Genomic DNA, 18,560 nt, shown 5'->3' with positions numbered 1-18,560 from the left:
ACCCATTCCGGGCGAGTGCCCCGAACCCACCGCCCGGCAGCCTGACGGACGTGGCTGGCCATGGACCCGGGGGCTCGGCCGGGCGGCGCGGTGCCCTCGGCCAGCGGATCAGGTCCCGCCGCCAGCGCTTCTGGGTCCAGGTCGGGAACCTCGCGGCCAAGCGGCTGCCGCAGCCGACCCGCGTCACCGAACCACCGCCTGCCGTGGAGGAACCACCCGAGGCGGTGCTCGACTTCCTCCGCCAGGTCGGCGTCGCCATGTGCCGAGCCGGGGACTCGGTCGACCGGGTCACGATCATCCTCGAGGACGTGGCCACGGCGTACGCCGCCCGCGGGGTGTCGTTCTTCGTGCTGCCGACGGGGGTCTTCGTGCGCATCGAGGCAGGGGAGTCAGCTCGCGTCGACTTCGCGCCGGGAGGCTACGACCCGCTCCGGCTCGACCAGATCGACGCGCTCTACCGACTGATCGACGACATCCGCCGACTGCACCTCCCGGTGTCCGAGGCCGCGGCCCGGCTCGCGGCTCTCGAGGTGGCGCCACCCCGGTTCAATGCCGCCGCGCGGGTGTTCGGACACGGGGTGCTGACCATCGGTCTCGGCCTGCTGCTGAACCCGACGAGCACGGCGCTGCCGGTCTACCTGCTGCTGGGCCTGCTCGTAGGGGTGCTGCGCCTGTGGGCGGACAGCTACCGGCCGCTCGACCTGGTCTTCCCGGTCGCCACGTCCTTCGCGGTCACCTGGGTCGCCTTCGTGGTGGCCGGCCCCTTGTTCGGTGCCTGGCCGCTCGACATCGTGATCCCGTCCCTGGTCACACTGTTGCCGGGCGCCGCCCTCACCATGGCCACCGTCGAGCTGTCGGTCGGCTCGATCATGTCCGGCTCCGCGCGCCTGGTCTACGGGTTGCAACGACTGCTCCTGCTGACCTTCGGCATCGCGATGGGGGTCGACATTGCCAACCGCGCGCCGGTGGGGGAGCACGGCGCCGCCCTCGGGCCGTGGGCTCCGTGGCTGGGGGTGCTCGTCTTCGGGCTGGGCCACGTGCTGGCCTCCTCCGCCCCGCCCGGCACCTTCCGGTGGTTGCTGCTGGTGCTCTACGTGACCTACGCCGTGCAGGCCGGTAGTGGCCTGGTGCTCAGCGCGCTCGGTGCCAGCTTCGTGGCAGGTGCCGTGGTGCCACCACTGACCTACGCCGTCCAGCAGCGTCGCAGTGGACCTCCGGTACCCGTCACCTTCCTGCCGGCCTTCTGGATGCTGGTGCCGGGTGCGCTCGGCCTCGAAGGGGTGACCCAGATCGTGGGTGCAGATGCCGTTGCCGGGCTCGGTGACTTCATCAACGCCCTGCTCTCCATCGTGGCCATCGCGGCCGGTGTGCTCGTCGGCACCGGTCTCTCCGAACGCGTGGGGCGGGCGACGTCGACCTGGCGGGGTCTCTGAGCGCGTCAGGAGCCCTAGGCTGACGGCGTGACCAGGCAGAAGGCACTGAGAGCCGATGCCCGCCGCAATCAGCAGCAGGTGCTGGATGCTGCCCGCGAGCTCTTCATCGAGCGTGGTCTGGACTGCCCGCTCGAGGAGGTGGCCAGGCGCGCCGGCGTCGGCATCGGCACCCTCTACCGGCGGTTCGGCGACCGGGAGGCACTGGTCAAGGCGGTGCTGCTCGACGCCCTGGCGCAGTCGCTGGCGTCGGCCGAGCGTGCTCTCGGGTCGGGCGAGGACGGGCTCGAGGGCGTCGCGGCGTACCTCCGCGAGATGCTGGACGTCCGGGTGTCGGCGGTGATCCCGCTGGCCCTCGACCGGCTCGACGACCCCGACCTGGAGCGGGCCCGGACGGCCTCGGCGTCTGCGCTCCAGCGGCTGGTGGACGCCGCCCACGACGACGGCAGCCTGCCGCCCGAGATCACCTTCGGAGACCTGGGCACCCTGCTGGTGCGGTTGTCCCGGCCGTTGCCCGTGATGGACGCCAAGGCCGACAACGTGCTGGCCCACCGCCACCTCGACCTGGCGCTGGCCGGGCTGCGCACGCACCCGACGCTCACCGAGACCGGTCCGTCCCGTTCGGAGCTGCACAGGCTCGGACACGGGGACGACTGACCCGGCTCATGCTTCGGATGAGAAGCGGGCACAGTGGAGGCATGCCGAACCGCCTGGCCGAGGCCACGTCGCCGTACCTGCTCCAGCACCAGGACAACCCCGTGGACTGGTGGGAGTGGGGCGACGAGGCGTTCGAGGTGGCTCGACGGCGCAACGTGCCGATCCTGCTCAGTGTCGGGTACGCCGCCTGCCACTGGTGCCACGTGATGGCGCACGAGTCCTTCGAGGACGAGGACACGGCGGCGTACCTGAACGAGCACTACGTGAGCATCAAGGTCGACCGCGAGGAGCGGCCGGACGTCGACGCGGTCTACATGCAGGCGACGGTCGCGATGACCGGTCAGGGTGGCTGGCCGATGACCTGCGTCCTCGACCACGAGGGCAGCCCCTTCTTCGCCGGCACCTACTTCCCGGACCAGCCCCGGCACGGCCAGCCCAGCTTCCGCCAGCTGCTGGAGGCCATCAACGATGCCTGGGTCAACCGATCCGATGAGGTCGCGGCGGCGTCCGACCGGATCCGCGACGCGCTCGGCCGAGCGGTCGAGCTCTCCGGCGGGGCCGCCTTCGACGCCGGCGCCCTCGACGAGGCGGTGACCAAGCTGGCCCGCGACTTCGACGCCGACTGGGGAGGCTTCGGAGGGGCGCCGAAGTTCCCACCGTCGATGCTGCTCGACTTCCTGCTGCGGCACGGCGGCGACACCGCGACCCAGATGGCCGGCAGGACACTGGCCGCGATGGCGGCCGGCGGGATCCACGACCAGCTCGCCGGCGGCTTCGCGAGGTACGGCGTCGACCGGGCCTGGGTGGTGCCGCACTTCGAGAAGATGCTCTACGACAACGCGCAGCTGCTCTCGGTGTACGCGCGCTGGGCATCCCAGCACGACGACGTGCAGGCGGCGCACGTCGCCCGTGGGGTGGCCGACTTCATGCTGGCCGAGCTGGGCACTGCGGAGGGCGCCTTCGCCTCGGCCCTCGATGCCGACTCCGAGGGCGAGGAGGGCACCTTCTACGTCTGGACTCCTGCCCAGCTCGTCGAGGTGCTGGGCCCCGACGACGGCACCTGGGCAGCCACCCTGCTCACGGTCACCGGCAAGGGGACCTTCGAGAAGGGCACCTCGACGCTGCAGCTCCAGGCCCAGCCGGACGACCCGGAACGCTGGGAGTCGGTACGGACTCGGCTGCTCGAGGCACGCGCGAAGCGGGAACGCCCGGCCCGCGACGACAAGGTGGTGGCGGCCTGGAACGGGCTCGCGATCAGCGGCCTGGTGGATGCCGGCACCCTGCTCGACGCCCCGGACCTGGTCGACGCGGCGGTGCGGTGCGGCGAGTTCCTGAGCGACGTACACCTGTCAGAGGGGCGGTTGCTGCGCGTCTCCCGCGACGGGAGGGCCGGCTCGCACGCCGGCGTGCTCGAGGACTACGGCTGCGTCGCCACCGGGTTCACGGCACTCGCCTGCGCCACCGGGGACGGCGTCTGGCTGGAGCGGGCCGGTCAGCTGCTCGAGGTCGCGATCGACCACTTCGCTGCCGATGACGGCGGCTTCCACGACACCGCCGACGACGCGCAGAGCCTGCTGGTGCGTCCGCGCGACCCCAGCGACAACGCCAGCCCGAGCGGCCACTCGGCGATGCTGCACGCGTTGCTCTCCCACGCCGCCCTCACCGGGTCGGGACGGCACCGCGACGCCGCCGAGCGCGCGCTCCTGATCTCCAGGCGCATCGCCGAGTCCTCACCGCGGTTCGCCGGCTGGTCGCTCGCCGCCGCCCGGACCGCGCTCGACGGACCGGTCGAGGTGGCCGTCGTCGGACCAGCGGGGCAGGAGCGTGACGTCCTCGAGCGAGCGGCACGGCGCCACGCGCCCCTGGGTTCCGTGGTCGTCGCTGCCGAGCCGGGGGCCAGCAGCATCCCGTTGATGGCCGATCGCGACCTGGTCGACGGCCGGGCTGCGGCGTACGTCTGCCGAAATCTGGTCTGCCAGCGTCCGGTCACGTCGGTGGAGGACCTGGTGGCGCAGCTCGAGGGTTAGCGGTCGCTCGCCCAGGACCCCTGGGCGAGGGGGAGGCTCACGGTGAACGTCGAGCCTTCCAGATGGTCGGACACGACGGAGATGTCGCCGCCGTGGTGCTGCACGATCGAGTCGACGATGGTCAGTCCCAGTCCGGTCCCCTGGATCGCGTGCTCCTGCGCCGTGCTGGAGCGGAAGAAGCGCGTGAACAGGTCTCGCTGCTCCTCGCGGGGGATGCCCAATCCGTTGTCGCGAACCTCGATGCGCGCGGTTCCTGCGACCTGCAGGAGCTCGCAGGAGACCCATCCGTCGTTCTGGGTGAACTTCAACGCGTTCGTCATCAGGTTCACCACCATCGCCTCGAGGTCGGCCGGGTTCCCGTGCACGATCACCGGGTCGGCGGGAGTCTCGAAGGTGACCGTCCTCCGGCTCTCCGCGATCAGGGGTTGGAGGACGAAACGCGCCGCGTCGATGACGTCGGCGAGATCCAGGTCGACACGCTCGTGCTCGCTGTCGGGATCCTCCAGCCCGGAGACCGTCAGCAGGTCGTTGGCCAGCGCCGTCAGGCGATCGCTGTTGCGGCCGATCGCATCCACGAACGCCGCCTGTCCGCTGCTGAGCTGCCCTCCTTTGCCGTCCTGCAGCAGCTCCACGTAGCCCGCAATGCTCGTCATCGGAGTCCTCAGCTCGTGGCTGACGGTCGCGACGAACTCGTTCTTCGCCATCCGCGCCTCCGCGTTCAGCAGGTACGCCGTGGCCACGTCGGCCAGGGTCTGGGCCGTCGCCATGTCTGGGGCATCGAGAGCACCCGCCGACCTCCGGTACAGATCGAGCGCGCCCAGGCACCGGTCGTCGTTGCGCAAGGGAAAGGTGAACACCGCCACGAGTCCCTCGGCCAGCGCACACCTGACGAACACCGGGAACCTGGTGTCGTCCGCGAGGTTCGGCATCGAGATGGGCCGATCGGTCTCGTACGCCGCCAGGCAAGGCCCTTCGCCCAGCGACGTCTGCAGGTGCTCGTATCGGATGGCCGACTCGTCGGATCCCGCGATCAGGCGCGGGTGCGTGGTCGGGGTGATCAACGAGACTCCAGCGGCGTCGACCGGGAGGATGTCGACGATGCGCCGAACCAGGTGGTCCAGGATCCCCTTGATCGGGAAGTCGGTCACGAGCGTGCGTGCGAACTCGCTCAGCACGACGGCGAGACCGTCTTCGACTTCCATCCCGGCCCCCACCCGAAGGATCCGCGGGGTCAGGGCGGCACTGTCGACCCACAAACGTGGGTCTGAGGGGCCGAACTACTTCAGCACCTGGGGTTCAGGCTACTCCTGCGCTCGGAACCTGCTGTCGAAACACGTCGGGCCGTCGTGCCAGAGTTCGCACGTGAACCTGATCGATGCCCCGGGAAGGGCAGCGCACGTGGCGGCCCGACGATGAGCCCGTCGTACAGCCGGTACGTCGCCATCGGAGACTCCTGGACCGAGGGCGTCGGTGATCCCGACCCGACCCGGCCCAATGGCGTGCGCGGGTGGGCAGACCGGGTCGCTGAGACGTTGGCCACCAGGAACCAGGACTTCGCCTACGCCAATCTCGCCATCCGCGGGCGGACCGTCGCCGAGATCCTCGACGAGCAGCTCGCCCCGGCCCTCGACCTGGCACCGGATCTCCTCACGATCCAGGGTGCCGGCAACGACCTGCTGCACCTGAGTGTGGACATCGACGCACTCGTCGAGAGCATCGACGCGGCAGTTGCTCGAGCAGTCGACGTCGGAGCACAGGTCGTGCTCTTCACCCATGGAGTCGCTGCCTCGGGCCCGTTCCGTGCGCTGCGAGGCAGGGTGGCCATCTTCAACGAGCTCCTCCGCGAGGTGGTCGACGCACGCGCTGCCGTGCTCGTCGACAACTGGCGACTGCGCGAGGCACGCGACCCGCGCTACTGGGACCGTGATCGCATCCACCTGTCGCCGCTGGGCCACCACCTCGCTGCGAGGCACGTCCTCGAGACCCTGGGCATCGCGCACGACATCGAGCCGCCGATGGTGCCCGAGGCGACGGTGCTGGCCGGCAAGGACCGGCTGCTCGCGGATCTCGAATGGTTGCGCACGTTCGCCGGGCCATGGGTCGGACGTCGGCTGACCGGGCGCTCGTTGGGAGACGGCATCTCACCCAAACGTCCGGAGCTCACACCCATCTGATCTCCGCCGGCTGGTGCGTCACGTCCGACGACGGTCATCCCGTCCGGAGGAGCAGCGCGAGCGCGAGCAGGCCCATCCCGAGGGCAAGGAGAGCCAGGTGCATCAGCTTGACCATGCGCACACCGCGAGCGGCTCGGGTCAACGCCGCGGCCGTACGGGGATCGGTCAGGTCGGGTTCGGGACGGTCGTCGTCGTCCCAGCGGTGGTGCAGTCGCACCCTGTCAGTGTGACCCGGACACCAAGGCTTACCGTGTGGACATCGACGACACGGCGGAGCGAGACCTGCTGCTGGCCCGGCTCAACGGCCAGCGGCGCCACGTGCTCACGCAGCTCGAGGGACTCTCCGAGCAGCAGCTTCGTCTGCCGGTGCTGCCCTCCGGATGGTCGTGCCTCGGTCTCGTGCGACACCTCACCCTGTCCGACGAGCGGTACTGGTTCGAGGTCGTCGTGGCCGGCGAGCCGCTGGACTTCTGGCCCGAAGGTGACAACGGGGACTGGCAGGTCGGTCCCGAGGAGCCGGTGGCGGACGTCCTGGACGCCTACCGCTCCGCCATCGCCCGATCCGACGACATCGTCTCTGCTCGTTCGCTCGGCGACGCACCGCAGCAGCCTGAGGCATGGTGGCACGACGCCGGACTGTCGTTCCCGGACCTGCGCACCGTCGTGGTGCACGTCCTGGTCGAGACCTCAGTACACGCCGGGCACCTGGACGTCGTGCGTGAGCTCCTGGACGGTCATCAGTACCTCGTGCTCTGACCCTGTCGCTGGCGCGCCAGATCGGGGTGTGCCCGGCCGGCGACCAGCGGCAGGTCGAGGTAGGTGCGGATGCCGGGCGGGGCGGCGACGACGTACGGGATCGAGTTCACGCAGTGCGCGGCCGTGACGACGATGCCGGGGTTGCGCTCCAGCCCGGCCTCGATGGACCTGGGGTGCCAGCCGTGGATGACGGCGAAGGTGTCGGGGTCGCCCTGCACCTCGACCTCGTAGCGCTGCCCCTCTGGCCCGAACGTCCACGGCGGATCGAGATGCTGCTCGCCCATCAGCCAGTTGACGGCCACCCGTACGACGACCGTGCAGTCGACGACGGCCTCCCACGCGAAGCGACGAGCCGCGACCTGGCCCGGCTCGATCGGGCCGATGGGAGTCTCGGAGATGATCGCCGTCGCGACGGCCACCTCCTGGGTCGGCACGATCTCTGCCTCGGCGAAGCCGACGGCATCGAGGCACATCCGCACCGACTCGACGAACCCGCCGGACAGCATCTCGAGCATCGGCCCGGACAGCGACTCCTCCGGAGTGCCACCGAAGCCCATGAATCCGCGCAGCACGTCGGGTGCGGCGTAGCTGCGGACGTCGCTGAACTCCTCGCCGCGCACGAACCGCACGGCCGTGCTCAGCGACGAGAACAGGATCGGGTGCAGGTCGGTGGCGCCGCCGGGGTTGATGCCGGTGCCGTGCAGCGACGTGCCACCAGCCAGACACGCTGCCTCGATGCGCGCCGTGCGGGCAGGGTCGGGATAGAACCAACCGACCGGCGTGACGACGTTCTTGCCGGACTCCAGCAGCGCGGCCACCTCACGCCCACTGGGTACGACGGGTGCGTAGACGACGGCGTCGGCCTCGAGTCGCAGGATCTCCTCGGCGTCGGTCGTGGCGAGTACGCCGACCGGGTCGATGCCCACAATCGCACCGACGTCCTGGCCGTGCTTGTCGGGGGAGTGCACCCAGCAGCCGACCAGCTCGAGCTCCGGGTGCTGCAGGATCGCCCCGATCGCCGCCCGGCCCACGCCGCCGGTGGCCCACTGCACGACCCTGATCGGGGTGCTCACTGTCCCCACTCGCGCGGCTGCACGAAGATGCCCTCGGCCTCGACGGTGCGCCCCTGCTCGTCGGCGACGAAACCCACCACGAACGATTTGCGGCCCTCGGTGCGGTCCACCCACGCCTCGGCCCGCAGGGGTACGCCGAGCCGGGTCGCCCGCTTGTAGACGAGGGTCAGCGTGCCGGTCATGTGCGGCGTGTGGTCGGCTCCCGCGGCCGCACCGAAGACGTGGTCGAGCACCAGTGAGAGGACTCCGCCGTGCACGAACGTCGGTGGTCCCTCGTACGCCGCACCCAGCTCGAAGTCGACCCACGACCGGCTGACCCCGTCGGTCTCGATGTGCAGCGGTGGGGCGATCGCGTTGCGCAGCCCCATGATCGCGTTGCCCCAGTTGCGGCCGAACCCGTCGCCGATGCGGACCCCGTAGGAGCCCTCGATCGTGTCCCTCCCCAGCAGCTCGATCGCCGCGTCGACGTGGGCCTGGGCCTCCAGCACCGCGTCGAGATCCACCTCGGAGCGGATGCACAGGTCGACCAACCGCCGCAGTCGCTCGGTGAACGGCTCGTAGACGGCTCGCTCGCGGGCGACCTCCTCCGCGCTCGTGTCGTCGACGACCCAGCCCGACGGCAGGTCGGTCGTCATGCGTCCGCCCGCAGTGCCGGAGCGACCTGCTCACAGATCAGCCGCACGCTCTCCCAGGAGGGCTCCTCCGGCATGCCGCCGCACAGCGGGTGGCACGACACGGCGCGCAGCTCACGCTCGCGGCACTGCCGGATCATCTCGTCGGGGTCGAGCACGAGGTAGCGGCTCCCGGCGCGCAGCTCCTCGACGGTGCTCGAGTCGTCGGTGATCAGGGTGTTCTTGGTGCCCGACCAGGCCCGGTAGGCCATCGCGTCGGCGAGCAGGTGCTCGCCGTACTCCGCCCAGAAGCGGTCGGGGTCGTCGGCGCAGAACACCGTGCCGGGCCCGGGCGGCGGGAGCAGCACGAACCCGGGCTCGCGGCCGTGGCTGCGGCACTCCTCGTTGTAGAGGTCTCGCAGGGTCTTGTCGGCGACGTTGGGCTGGAAGTTCAGACCCAGTCGGGCGGCTCGCCGCGCAGCTGCCCTGGAGCCACCGCCGTAGAACAGGAACGGGTGCGGGTCGCTGAACGGCAGCGGCGTCACGCGCATTGTCCGGCCGTCGTAGGACACCTCCTCGCCGCGCCACAACGCCAGCAGCAGCTCGATGCGCTCCTCGATGTCGTCGCCCCGGCTCTCCCAGTCGCGGCCGAACAGGGCGTATTCCTCGGGACGGTAGCCGAGGCCGAAGGTGTAGCTGACCCGTCCGGCGCTCAGCTGGTCGAGCACCGCCACGTCCTCGGCCAGCTTGATCGGGTCGTACATGTTCACCAGCAGCGCCGAGACGGTGATGGGCACTGTCCGGGTCCGCGCCACCATGGCCGCCGCCACGAGCAGCGGGCTGGGCAGGTAACCGTCGTCGGAGGCGTGGTGCTCGGAGACCATCACGGCGTCGTGCCCGTGCTCGTCGAGGTAGGCCGCCTGGTCGAGCGCCCGGGTGTAGAGCTCCTGCCGCGCCTTCCGGTCCGTGCCGGGCGCCCGGAAGTCGAAGCGCGAGACGAACGAGGTCATCGAGGGATCCTTCGGCCGACGGGAACTAGAACCGGTTGCAGTTCTATCATCCGCCTCGTAGTTTGACACGTGTCAAAACGAGGGAGGGCCCTGTGGCCGAGACGGTCCAGCAGCTGCTGCGGGAGCGAGCGGAGGACGACCAGCCGGGCGTGCTGTACGGCGACCGCACGTGGACCTGGCGGGAGCACCTCGCCGAGGCGAGTGCCGAGGCGTCCGCACTGATCGCCCTGCTCGAGGACGGCCGGCCGCCGCACGTCGGCGTCCTGCTCGGCAACGCCCCGGACATGCTGCGGGCGATGGCCGCCGCAGGACTCGGCGGCTACGTCCTCTGCGGCATCAACACCACTCGTCGCGGCGCCGGCCTCGCTGCGGACGTACGACGGGCCGAGTGCCAGGTGCTGGTCACTGATGCCGAGCACCGGCACCTGCTCGAGGGCGTGGACCTCTCCGGCGTACGCCTGCTCGACACGTCGAGCGAGGAGTGGGCCGGGCTCGTCGGATCGAGCGACGAGCTGGTGCCGCTGCGCGAGGTCGAGGCCATGGACACCTTCATGATGATCTTCACCTCGGGCACGAGTGGCGATCCGAAGGCCGTCCAGGTGGCTCACCTGATGGTGCTGTTCTCGGGCCTCAACCTGGTCGACCGCTTCCAGGTCACTCCGGCCGACGTCTGCTATCTCTCCATGCCGCTGTTCCACTCCAACGCCGTGGTCGCCGGATGGGCGGTCGCACTCGCCAGTGGGGCGGCGATGGCGCCCGCGAAGTTCTCGGCCTCGAGGTTCCTCGACGACGTGCGCCGTTACGGCGCGACGTACATGAACTACGTGGGCCGGCCGGTCGCCTACGTGCTGGCCACACCTGAACAGCCGGACGACGTCGACAACACGCTGCGGGTCGCCTTCGGCAACGAGGCCGGCGATCGCGACATCGAGGAGTTCGGTCGCCGCTTCGGGTGCACGGTGGTCGACGGCTTCGGCTCGACCGAGCTCGCCGTGATCATCACCCGCGAGGAGGGCACCCCACCGGGCTCGATCGGCAAGGGCTTCGACGGGGTCGCGGTCTACGACGCCGAGACCGTGACCGAGTGTGCCGTCGCGGTCTTCGACGAGCACGGCGCCCTGACCAATGCCGACCACGCCGTCGGTGAGCTGGTCAACACCCAGGGGGCGGGCTACTTCGCCGGCTACTACAACGACGAGCAGGCGACGACCGACCGGATGCGGCACGGCATGTACTGGTCGGGCGACCTCGCCTACCGCGACGCCGACGGCTGGATCTACCTCGCCGGGCGCACGGCCGACTGGATGCGCGTCGACGGCGAGAACATCGCCGCGGCTCCGGTCGAGCGGATCCTCAGCCGGCTGCCCGCGATCAACCGGGTCGCGGTGTACGCCGCCCGAGACGCCATCGGCGACCAGGTGATGGCGGCCGTCGTGCTGCAGGAGGACGCCACCCTGACCCCGGAGGAGCTGGAGGCCTTCCTGGCCGGGCAGCCGGACCTTTCATCCAAGGCGTGGCCGCGCTATGTCCGCATCGCCGAGGACCTGCCGAGCACGGCCACCAACAAGGTGCTCAAGCGTGAGCTGGTCGCCCAGGGCGCCGTCGCCGACGAGGGCGAGCAGCTCTGGGTGCGCGACGAGCGCGGCACGGCGTACGCCCCGGCGGAGGTCAGCTCGCAGATGGGGTGAGCACGCGCGACAGGAACGCGATCTGGTGCTCGACAGCCGAGGAGAACCACGGCTTGCCGGGCCAGACGTCGAAGTGGTCGCACGGGTAGTGGCGTACCTCGGCGCGCGCCTTGAAGGCCGCCTTGGCTGCGGCGTACGGCGGCGCGCTGCGGTCGAAGTCGGCGATCTGCACCAGCATCGGGCACGAGATCCGGTCGGCCTGACGGATGGGACGCAGGTTGCCGAGCTCGAACCCGACACTGGCATCGATCTCGTTGCGCCACGTCGGCCCGGCGATGGCCAGGTAGTCGTCGTAGCAGCCCTCGAGCGAGAGTGCCGCGACCTCGCCCGGTCGCCCCACCACCGGCATCATCACCGCGGGCTTCCCGAGGGCGGAGGACGCGCGGGAGCGGACGCCCGCGACCGTCGAGCGCACCAGCTCGGAGGGCTTGTGAGTGGCGAGCGCGTGCCGACCGGCGGCCAGCCCGTCGACCAGCGGGGTCAGCGAGACGACGGCGACAACGTCGGGACGATCGGCCGCGGCCTCGATCACATGGCCACCTGACAGCGACACCCCCCACAGCACCAGCCGTTGCGGGTCGACACCCGGCAGCCGGGCCGCGGCCGCCATCGCCGCCCGGTAGTCCGCGACCTGTCCGGCGCCGCTGACCGTCTGTCGCGGTGACCCGCCGCTCGTGCCGAAGCCGCGGTAGTCGAAGGCGAGGACGTCGAGCCCGGAGGCCGCCAGCGACTGGGCGAACGGCCGCAGCCCGGAGTCCTTGGTGCCGCCCAGGCCGTGGGCCATCACGGCGACGGGACGGCCCGCCGTGCTCGCGAGTGCATCGCCGACACCGGTGAAGTGCCAGGCGGAGCACTCGGTGCCCTCGGAGCCGAAGGTCAGGTCCTGGTGCTTGATCTCCGTCCCGCTCACGGCGCCACCGTTCCGTAGATGGTCCGCAGCCAGACGGCGGTGACGGCCTCTTCCTGTTGCTCGGTGGTCAGCGTGCTGCCTCGGACCAGTCGCTCCAGTGCCCGGTCGTTGAGCTCGAGCAGCATCGTCGCGAGACCGACCGGGTCGGGTCCGTCCGGCGCCCGGCCCGCCGCTCGCTCGGAGCCGATCATCTCGGCCAGGGGTTCGACGAACGACTGGAGGTCGGCATCCCACATCTCGCGGACGGCCTGGCTGGTCGCCCGTGCCTCGAGCATCGCGGCGAAGAGGTGCTCGTGGCGACGGGTGGCGCCGAACAGCCCGGTCACCATCGAGGTGATGCGGACCTCGGGCGTGCTGTCGGTGCTGGTCAGCTCGCGGGAGACGGCGAAGATCTCGTCGTACAGCTCCTCCATCAGGGCCGCCACGGCCGCGGCCTTGTTCTCGAAGTAGAAGTAGAAGGCCGAGCGGGTGACACCGGCTCGGCGGGAGATGTCGGCGATGTTGATCGAGTCGAAGCTGCTCTCCTGCAGGTGCTGGTCGAGCGACTCCAGGAGCGCGCTGCGTCGCTGGTCACCCTTCTGCGGCGGCCGTCGGTCGCGGGTGCCGGCCCGGCTCACGCCGGCACCTGCTGCGTGCGGTGCCGTGCCTGGGCCCGGCAACGTCCGGCCGGGAGCTCCTTGGTCCGGATGTCGTGCTCGTAGACGAAGTAGTCGAGCTGGTGGGTGTGCCGCGGGCGGTCGAGCATGTGGCCCATGTAGCGCTCGTCGTCGGCCTTGATCACCTCGCGCATCTCGGCCTCCGACGGTGGCAGGTAGGCACCGATGGCGTACGCCGCGATCAGCCGCGCCTGGCACTCCACGAACGGGAACAACGTCGGCGTCGCCTGGGCGAAGCCCGCGAACATCAGGTCGTCGATGCCCGGCTTGAAGATGCGCTTGTAGAGGTCGATGCGGTTCTCCGGGGCGCTGATGAACTCGGGGTCGAAGAAGGGAAAGGTCAGGTTGTAGCCGGTGGCGTAGATGATCACGTCGAAGTCCGACGAGGTGCCGTCCTCGAAGTGCACCGTGCTGCCATCGAGCCGGGCGATGTTGCCCTTCGGCGTCACGTCCCCGGACTTCAGCCGCAGCGGCAGCTCGCCCGACTGGGTCGGGTGGGCCTCGAAGAACTTGTGGTTGGGGGCCGGCAGGCCGTAGAGCGTCGGGTCCGACGCCGTGAGGCGCTGGCCCCACTGGGCGACCTTGCGCTGCCAGCTCATCGGGAGGTGCGGGTTGGTGCGGTAGTTCATGTCGGCGGCCTTGCCGAACATCAGCTTCGGCACCACCCACGCGCTGCTGCGGGTCGAGAGGGTGACCCGGTTGCGCAACGCCCGCTGGGAGACCTCCACGGTGATGTCGGCAGCGCTGTTGCCCAGGCCGACCACCAGGATTCGCCGGTCCATCAGGTGCAACGGCGTCCACGGGTCGACGTAGTGGTGGGAGTGGAAGGACTCGCCGGTGAACTCGCCGGGGAACTGCGCGGTGCGCGGGTCCCAGTGGTGCCCGTTGGCGACGACGAGCAGGTCGAAGTGACGGGTCGCGCCGGCCTCGTCGTCGATCTCCCAGCCGCCACCCTCCAGCCGGCGGGCGGACAGCACACGGTTGCCGAACTCGATCTGCTCGCGCAGCCCGAAGGCGTCGGCGTAGGAGTCGAGGTAGTCCTTGATCTGGGTGTGGTGCGGGAAGTCCGGGTAGTCGTCGGGCATCGGGAAGTCCTTGAAGGACAGCTGGTACTTCGAGGTGTCGATGTGCAGCGACTGGTAGGCGCTGCTGTGCCCGTTGGGGTTGCCGAACGCCCAGTTGCCGCCGACCCGGTCGGAGGCCTCGAAACAGGTGAACGGGACGGCGTAGTCGGCCAGCATCTTGCTCGTGGTGAGCCCGCTGATGCCGGCTCCGATCACCGCGGTCGTGGGTGCGCTCGTGCCCGGCATGCCGCGACCCTAGCCGCTGACTTGACGTACGTCGACTTTTTCCGACACCTGTCAAAAACGGCTCCGAGTGTCTACGGTGAGCGCGTGGAGGGACAACACGGAGGGGTCGCTGCCGTGTTCGGCGGGGACTCGGGAATCGGTGCCGCAGTCGCAGCGAGGCTCACGCAGGAGGGGTACGACGTGCACGTCGCGGACCTGACCGGTTCGCCGCCCGTGGACGTCACGGACGAGGACGCCGTGCAGATCTTCCTCGAGGGGATCGTCGAGCGCGCTGGTTCGCTGGACCTGGTGGTGAACAGCGCCGGGACCAGCACGTTCGGACTGGTGACCGAGCACGACGCCGCGGAGTTCCGTCGGGTGGTCGACGTCTGCCTCACCGGGTCCTTCCTCGTGCTCAAGCACGCCGGCCGCCTGCTCGGTGAGGGCGGCTCGGTGGTCTCGATCGCGTCCCTCAACGCCCGGCAGCCCGGTGCAGGCCTCTCGGCGTACTGCGCGGCCAAGGCCGGACTCGTGATGCTGACCGAGGTCGCGGCGCTCGAGCTCGCCGGACGCGGCGTACGCGTCAACGCCGTCTCGCCCGGACTGGTGCCGACCCCACTCACGGCTCCGGCGCTGGACATCCCGGGCGTGGAGGAGGACTACCTCGAGAACACGCCCTTGGGTCGGGCCGGCACTCCGGAGGACGTCGCCGACGCCGTGCTGTTCCTCGCTCGGGCGGGCTGGGTGACGGGGGAGGTGCTCGACGTCAACGGGGGAGCCCACCTGCGGCGCTACCCCGACATCCACGGCCACGTGATGCGCGCCTTCGGATGAGCCAGCCGTTCGTCGAGCTCGGCTGCTACGGGCTGGCCGGCCACAGTGACTCGCCGTCCGACCTGCTCGAGGAGGTCCGGCTGGCCGAGACGCTCGGGCTGGGGGCGGTGTTCCTCTCCGAGCGGTTCAACCTCAAGGACGCCGGCGTCCTGGCGGGTGCCGCGGCCGCGGCGACGTACCGCATCGGGATCGGGACCGCTGCCACCAACCACAACACGCGACACCCGCTGGTGACCGCGACGATGGCGACCACGCTGCACCGGCTCAGTGGAGGGCGCTACGCGCTCGGGCTCGGCCGGGGCTTCGACGCACTGTTCGACGTGATGGGCGTCCCCCGGGTGACCGCGGCCCAGCTCGAGGACGTCATCGGCATCTACCGCACCCTGTGGTCCGGAGGGTCCGTGGTCGGTCACGAGGGACCGGCCGGCAGCTTCCCCTACCTCAGCCAGGACAGCGGCTTCGACGAGCGCATCCCGATCATGATGATGGCCATCGGCGAACGCACCCTGCAGCTCGCCGGGCGGTTGGCCGATGCGGTCGTGCTGCACACCTTCTTCACCGACGAGACCCTGGAGAGGGCGGTGCGCACGGTCCGCAGGGCGGCCGAGGAAGCCGGGCGCGACCCGGCGTCCGTGCGCATCTGGGCGGTGCTGGCGACGGTCGAGGAGTCGGTGCCCGAGGAGCTCGCCCTCCGGAAGACAGTGGGCCGCCTCGCGACGTACCTCCAGGGCTACGGGCAGGTGCTGGTCGATGCCAACGGCTGGTCGCGCGAGGACCTCGACCGCTTCCGGCGGGATCCACTGGTGGACGGCTACCCGGGCGCCTTCGACGCGGTCGGCACCACCGAGCAGCTGAGCTACCTGCGCGACGAGGTGATCCCGGTGCGCTGGCTGGCCGCGTCGGCCACCGGATCGGCCGCGGCGTGCGCCGGGCGGATCGCCGACCAGCTCGACGCCGGCGCCGACAGCGTGATCCTGCACGGCGCGACGCCCACCGAGCTGGTGCCGGTCGTCGAGGCCTGGAGCGCGGTCCGCGACCCGGCCCGGTTCGCGGAGCTGCCGGTCAACCCGGGGTGGGTCCGCTGACGCCGGACGTGGTGTGCCGACCCGACCAGCTCACGTCGACCTGGCTGAGCGAGGCGTTGCAGCGCCCGGTCGAGGTGCGTTCGGTCGACGCCGTCGGCACCGGGCAGATCGGGGTCTGCTACCGCGTCACCCTGCTCGGCGCCGACGGGCGGGAGACCGTGCTGGCGAAGCTCCCGGCCGCGGACCCCGGCACGCGCGAGATGCTCGCCGGCGCCTACCGGGGCGAGGTCACCTTCTACGCCGACCTGGCCTCGACGGTCGCGGTGGTGGTGCCGCGCTGCGAGTACGCCGCCATCCGGGCCGGGACCGGCGAGTTCACGCTGCTCCTCGAGGACCTGGCGCCTGCCGTCCAGGGCGACCAGCTCGCAGGCTGCAGCCTGGGACAGGCGGGCGCTGCGGTCGTGAACCTGGCCGGTCTGCACGGCCCGAGGTGGTGCGACCCCACGCTGCTGGACGTCCCGGGCCTCTCGGTCAACGGTCCCGACGACGCGGCCATCCTCGCCGAGCTCTACGGGCCGGCCACCGAGACGTTCGTCGACGCGCTGCACGACCGCATCGGCGAGGACGACGTCGACACCCTGCACGGGTGCGTCGAGGTGGCCGAGACCTGGGCCCTCGCCCGAGCCGAGCGGTTCGCGCTGGTGCACGGCGACTACCGGCTCGACAACCTGATGTTCGACGGCGATTCCGTGTGGGCAGTCGACTGGCAGACCCTGTCGCTGGCCCTGCCCGCGCGAGACCTCGCCTACGTCCTCGGGACCAGCCTGGAGGTCGACGACCGCCGTGCCGGCGAGCGCGACCTCGTCGCGGCGTACCACCAGGCGCTGCTCGCACACGGCGTCTCGTCGTACACCTCGGAGCAGTGCTGGGACGACTACCGCTTCGCCATGGTGCAGGGCCCGTTGGTCGCCGTCTTCGGCTTCGCCTACGGCACCCGGACCGACCGCGGCGACCTCATGTTCGCGGCCATGGTCCGTCGCGCCTGCGCCGCGATCCGCGACCTCGACACCCTGGGCCTGGTCTAGGCGGAGGCCTTCGCCCGTTCCTCGCCGGCTGCGATCTCGTCGCTGAGGTCGAGGCAGTAGCGGGCGAAGTCGATCTGGATGGTGTGCCGCTTCGCGGCGTAGTACTGCTCGAGGTGGGCCTGCTCGTCGGCGACCATGATCCGCTGCTGCTCCTCCACGCTGGGCAGCTCGTAGCTGCCGGTGAGCAGCCGGGCCAGCAGCTTGCTCTGCTGCTCGGCCAGGTTGACGATCGTCGGCGACGACTGGGCCAGGCCCATGAAGAACAGGTGGTCGACGCCGGGCTTGATCATCCGCTTGAACAACGGGTAGCGGTGGTCGTCGTCGGGATGCAGGTCGGTCTCCGCGTCGTCGAAGAACGGGAACTTCATGTCGTAGCCGGTGGCGCAGATGATCACGTCGGCCTCGACCGACGAGCCGTCGGTCAGGTGCACTGTCAACCCGTCGAGCCGCTCGATGGCCGGGAGCATGTGGATGTCTCCGGACCCGGCCTTGGTGAGGAAGTCCGCCGACACCGAGGGGTGGGCCGAGAGCGGCTCGTGGTCGGGCTCCGGGAGACCGTAGTCACTCATCTTGCCGACCAGGTTGCGGATCAGCTCCCGGGAGGCCGCGAGCGCCACGTCCTTGGGGATGTCCGGTGGTGCCATCACCTTGTCGGCGGGCTGGCCGTTGCGGTACTTCGGCAGCACCCACACGCCCCTGCGGGCGGAGACGTAGAGGGTCTGCGCCATCCACGGCGAGGCCAGCTCGCTGGCTATGTCCATCGCCGAGTTGCCCATGCCGACGACGATCACCCGCTTGCCGCGGATCTCCACCGGTTCGAAGGGCGAGACGTAGTCGTGGCTGTGCAGCAGTACGCCGTCGAACGTGCCGGGGTAGTCGGGCAGGCGCGGCGACCAGTGATGGCCGTTGGCGACGACGAGGTCGGTGTAGGAGCGGGTCTCACCGGTCGACAGCGTGACGTCCCAACCGCCGTCGCGACGTACGGCGCGCTCGACTGCGGTGCCGAACTCGATCCCGCCGCGCAGGCCGAACTCCTCGACGTACGCCCGGAAGTAGTCGTGCATCAGGCGGTGGCTGGGGAAGTCCGGCCACTCGTCCGGCACCGGGAAGTCCTCGAGCTGGAGCCGGGTCTTCGAGGTGTCGATGTGCAGCGACTCGTAGACCGCCGACCGGCCGTTGGGGTTGCGGAAGTACCAGTTGCCGCCCACGTCGTCGGACAGCTCGAACTGGTCGTAGGCGACGCCGTAGTCCTGGAGCCGCTTGGCCGTGGTGATGCCCGAGCAGCCGGCGCCGATGATGCAGACCTTGGTGGGACGTGGCGTCATGCCGGCGATC

18 protein-coding genes are annotated in these 18,560 nt (G+C 70.5%); 9 read left to right on the top strand and 9 right to left on the bottom strand.

All coding sequences use genetic code 11. From position 1 onward, the window contains the following. Window positions 1-50: 50 nt before the first annotated feature. The 3 genes from H976_RS0102865 to H976_RS0102855 are packed head-to-tail and all read left to right on the top strand — an operon-like array spanning window position 51 to window position 4,114. Window positions 51-1,433 (top strand): threonine/serine exporter ThrE family protein, encoded by a 1,383-nt coding sequence (locus H976_RS0102865; RefSeq protein WP_231388775.1) that lies wholly within the window; start codon window positions 51-53, stop codon window positions 1,431-1,433. Between the two features lie 27 nt (window positions 1,434-1,460). After that, the gene (locus H976_RS24245; RefSeq protein WP_051276100.1) at window positions 1,461-2,087 is read left to right on the top strand and encodes a TetR/AcrR family transcriptional regulator; all 627 of its coding nucleotides are present in this window, start codon (window positions 1,461-1,463) and stop codon (window positions 2,085-2,087) included. 41 nt (window positions 2,088-2,128) lie between these two features. Next, window positions 2,129-4,114 carry a thioredoxin domain-containing protein gene (locus H976_RS0102855; RefSeq protein ID WP_027860299.1) on the top strand — a complete coding sequence of 662 codons (1,986 nt, stop codon included), beginning with the start codon at window positions 2,129-2,131 and terminating at the stop codon, window positions 4,112-4,114. Here the strand turns inward: H976_RS0102855 and H976_RS28445 are convergent. Beyond that, window positions 4,111-5,316 carry a GAF domain-containing sensor histidine kinase gene (locus H976_RS28445; RefSeq protein ID WP_155917928.1) on the bottom strand — a complete coding sequence of 402 codons (1,206 nt, stop codon included), beginning with the start codon at window positions 5,314-5,316 and terminating at the stop codon, window positions 4,111-4,113. The two genes, H976_RS0102855 and H976_RS28445, sit on opposite strands and share 4 nt — an antisense overlap. Before the next feature lie 210 nt (window positions 5,317-5,526). Here H976_RS28445 and H976_RS0102845 point away from each other — a divergent pair, with 210 nt between their 5' ends. Beyond that, on the top strand, window positions 5,527-6,288 hold the full coding sequence (locus tag H976_RS0102845; protein WP_027860298.1) for an SGNH/GDSL hydrolase family protein: 762 nt from the start codon (window positions 5,527-5,529) through the stop codon (window positions 6,286-6,288). A 34-nt stretch (window positions 6,289-6,322) separates the two neighbouring features. On the opposite strand, the gene H976_RS0102840 is transcribed toward H976_RS0102845, so the two are convergent. Continuing rightward, window positions 6,323-6,505, bottom strand: a complete 183-nt coding sequence (locus H976_RS0102840; protein ID WP_027860297.1) for a hypothetical protein — start codon at window positions 6,503-6,505, stop codon at window positions 6,323-6,325. A 35-nt stretch (window positions 6,506-6,540) separates the two neighbouring features. Here H976_RS0102840 and H976_RS0102835 point away from each other — a divergent pair, with 35 nt between their 5' ends. Beyond that, complete coding sequence (locus H976_RS0102835) at window positions 6,541-7,044, top strand: DinB family protein (RefSeq protein ID WP_196803935.1); 504 nt, start codon at window positions 6,541-6,543, stop codon at window positions 7,042-7,044. On the opposite strand, the gene H976_RS0102830 is transcribed toward H976_RS0102835, so the two are convergent. From H976_RS0102830 to H976_RS0102820, 3 genes are read right to left on the bottom strand one after another with little or no spacing between them, the layout of a single operon-like run. After that, complete coding sequence (locus tag H976_RS0102830) at window positions 7,026-8,117, bottom strand: dihydrodipicolinate reductase (RefSeq protein ID WP_027860295.1); 1,092 nt, start codon at window positions 8,115-8,117, stop codon at window positions 7,026-7,028. The two genes, H976_RS0102835 and H976_RS0102830, sit on opposite strands and share 19 nt — an antisense overlap. After that, window positions 8,114-8,752, bottom strand: a complete 639-nt coding sequence (locus H976_RS0102825) for a PaaI family thioesterase (RefSeq protein WP_036224442.1) — start codon at window positions 8,750-8,752, stop codon at window positions 8,114-8,116. The genes H976_RS0102830 and H976_RS0102825 overlap by 4 nt, the downstream gene beginning before the upstream one ends. Further along, window positions 8,749-9,738 (bottom strand): LLM class flavin-dependent oxidoreductase, encoded by a 990-nt coding sequence (locus H976_RS0102820; RefSeq protein WP_027860293.1) that lies wholly within the window; start codon window positions 9,736-9,738, stop codon window positions 8,749-8,751. Before H976_RS0102820 ends, H976_RS0102825 begins: the two co-directional genes overlap by 4 nt. A 92-nt stretch (window positions 9,739-9,830) precedes the next feature. Here H976_RS0102820 and fadD1 point away from each other — a divergent pair, with 92 nt between their 5' ends. Further along, a complete protein-coding gene (gene fadD1, locus H976_RS0102815; protein WP_027860292.1) occupies window positions 9,831-11,426 on the top strand; it encodes a fatty-acid--CoA ligase FadD1 in 1,596 nt (531 codons plus the stop codon). Here fadD1 and H976_RS0102810 read toward each other — a convergent pair. The 3 genes from H976_RS0102810 to H976_RS24235 are packed head-to-tail and all read right to left on the bottom strand — an operon-like array spanning window position 11,407 to window position 14,302. Next, window positions 11,407-12,336: an alpha/beta hydrolase gene (locus tag H976_RS0102810; protein WP_196803934.1), complete on the bottom strand. Its 930-nt coding sequence runs from the start codon at window positions 12,334-12,336 to the stop codon at window positions 11,407-11,409. The genes fadD1 and H976_RS0102810 overlap by 20 nt on opposite strands. Then, window positions 12,333-12,953 carry a TetR/AcrR family transcriptional regulator gene (locus H976_RS0102805; RefSeq protein WP_027860290.1) on the bottom strand — a complete coding sequence of 207 codons (621 nt, stop codon included), beginning with the start codon at window positions 12,951-12,953 and terminating at the stop codon, window positions 12,333-12,335. Before H976_RS0102805 ends, H976_RS0102810 begins: the two co-directional genes overlap by 4 nt. Next, window positions 12,950-14,302: an NAD(P)/FAD-dependent oxidoreductase gene (locus tag H976_RS24235; protein WP_051276094.1), complete on the bottom strand. Its 1,353-nt coding sequence runs from the start codon at window positions 14,300-14,302 to the stop codon at window positions 12,950-12,952. Before H976_RS24235 ends, H976_RS0102805 begins: the two co-directional genes overlap by 4 nt. A gap of 84 nt (window positions 14,303-14,386) precedes the next feature. Between H976_RS24235 and H976_RS0102795 the strand changes: the two genes are divergently transcribed. The 3 genes from H976_RS0102795 to H976_RS0102785 are packed head-to-tail and all read left to right on the top strand — an operon-like array spanning window position 14,387 to window position 17,225. Further along, window positions 14,387-15,115 carry an SDR family NAD(P)-dependent oxidoreductase gene (locus H976_RS0102795; RefSeq protein WP_027860289.1) on the top strand — a complete coding sequence of 243 codons (729 nt, stop codon included), beginning with the start codon at window positions 14,387-14,389 and terminating at the stop codon, window positions 15,113-15,115. Then, the gene (locus H976_RS0102790; protein ID WP_027860288.1) at window positions 15,112-16,200 is read left to right on the top strand and encodes a TIGR03857 family LLM class F420-dependent oxidoreductase; all 1,089 of its coding nucleotides are present in this window, start codon (window positions 15,112-15,114) and stop codon (window positions 16,198-16,200) included. The genes H976_RS0102795 and H976_RS0102790 overlap by 4 nt, the downstream gene beginning before the upstream one ends. Further along, window positions 16,188-17,225, top strand: coding sequence for a phosphotransferase (locus tag H976_RS0102785; RefSeq protein ID WP_051276092.1), 1,038 nt, complete (start codon window positions 16,188-16,190; stop codon window positions 17,223-17,225). The genes H976_RS0102790 and H976_RS0102785 overlap by 13 nt, the downstream gene beginning before the upstream one ends. Here the strand turns inward: H976_RS0102785 and H976_RS0102780 are convergent. Beyond that, on the bottom strand, window positions 17,222-18,550 hold the full coding sequence (locus tag H976_RS0102780; protein ID WP_027860286.1) for an NAD(P)/FAD-dependent oxidoreductase: 1,329 nt from the start codon (window positions 18,548-18,550) through the stop codon (window positions 17,222-17,224). The genes H976_RS0102785 and H976_RS0102780 overlap by 4 nt on opposite strands. Window positions 18,551-18,560 lie beyond the last annotated feature (10 nt).

The organism is Marmoricola sp. URHB0036 (genome assembly GCF_000426045.1).
GTDB lineage: Bacteria > Actinomycetota > Actinomycetes > Propionibacteriales > Nocardioidaceae > Marmoricola.
This window is presented reverse-complemented; position numbering and strand designations above follow the sequence as displayed.

What these genes read in the sequence shown, in the direction of transcription:
- H976_RS28445 (WP_155917928.1), bottom strand. Translation starts at nt 5,316, where the DNA reads ATGGAAGTCGAAGACGGTCTCGCCGTCGTGCTGAGCGAGTTCGCACGC.
- H976_RS0102825 (WP_036224442.1), bottom strand. Translation starts at nt 8,752, where the DNA reads ATGACGACCGACCTGCCGTCGGGCTGGGTCGTCGACGACACGAGCGCG.
- H976_RS0102790 (WP_027860288.1), top strand. Translation starts at nt 15,112, where the DNA reads ATGAGCCAGCCGTTCGTCGAGCTCGGCTGCTACGGGCTGGCCGGCCAC.
- H976_RS0102855 (WP_027860299.1), top strand. Translation starts at nt 2,129, where the DNA reads ATGCCGAACCGCCTGGCCGAGGCCACGTCGCCGTACCTGCTCCAGCAC.
- H976_RS24235 (WP_051276094.1), bottom strand. Translation starts at nt 14,302, where the DNA reads ATGCCGGGCACGAGCGCACCCACGACCGCGGTGATCGGAGCCGGCATC.
- H976_RS0102820 (WP_027860293.1), bottom strand. Translation starts at nt 9,738, where the DNA reads ATGACCTCGTTCGTCTCGCGCTTCGACTTCCGGGCGCCCGGCACGGAC.
- H976_RS0102780 (WP_027860286.1), bottom strand. Translation starts at nt 18,550, where the DNA reads ATGACGCCACGTCCCACCAAGGTCTGCATCATCGGCGCCGGCTGCTCG.
- H976_RS0102845 (WP_027860298.1), top strand. Translation starts at nt 5,527, where the DNA reads ATGAGCCCGTCGTACAGCCGGTACGTCGCCATCGGAGACTCCTGGACC.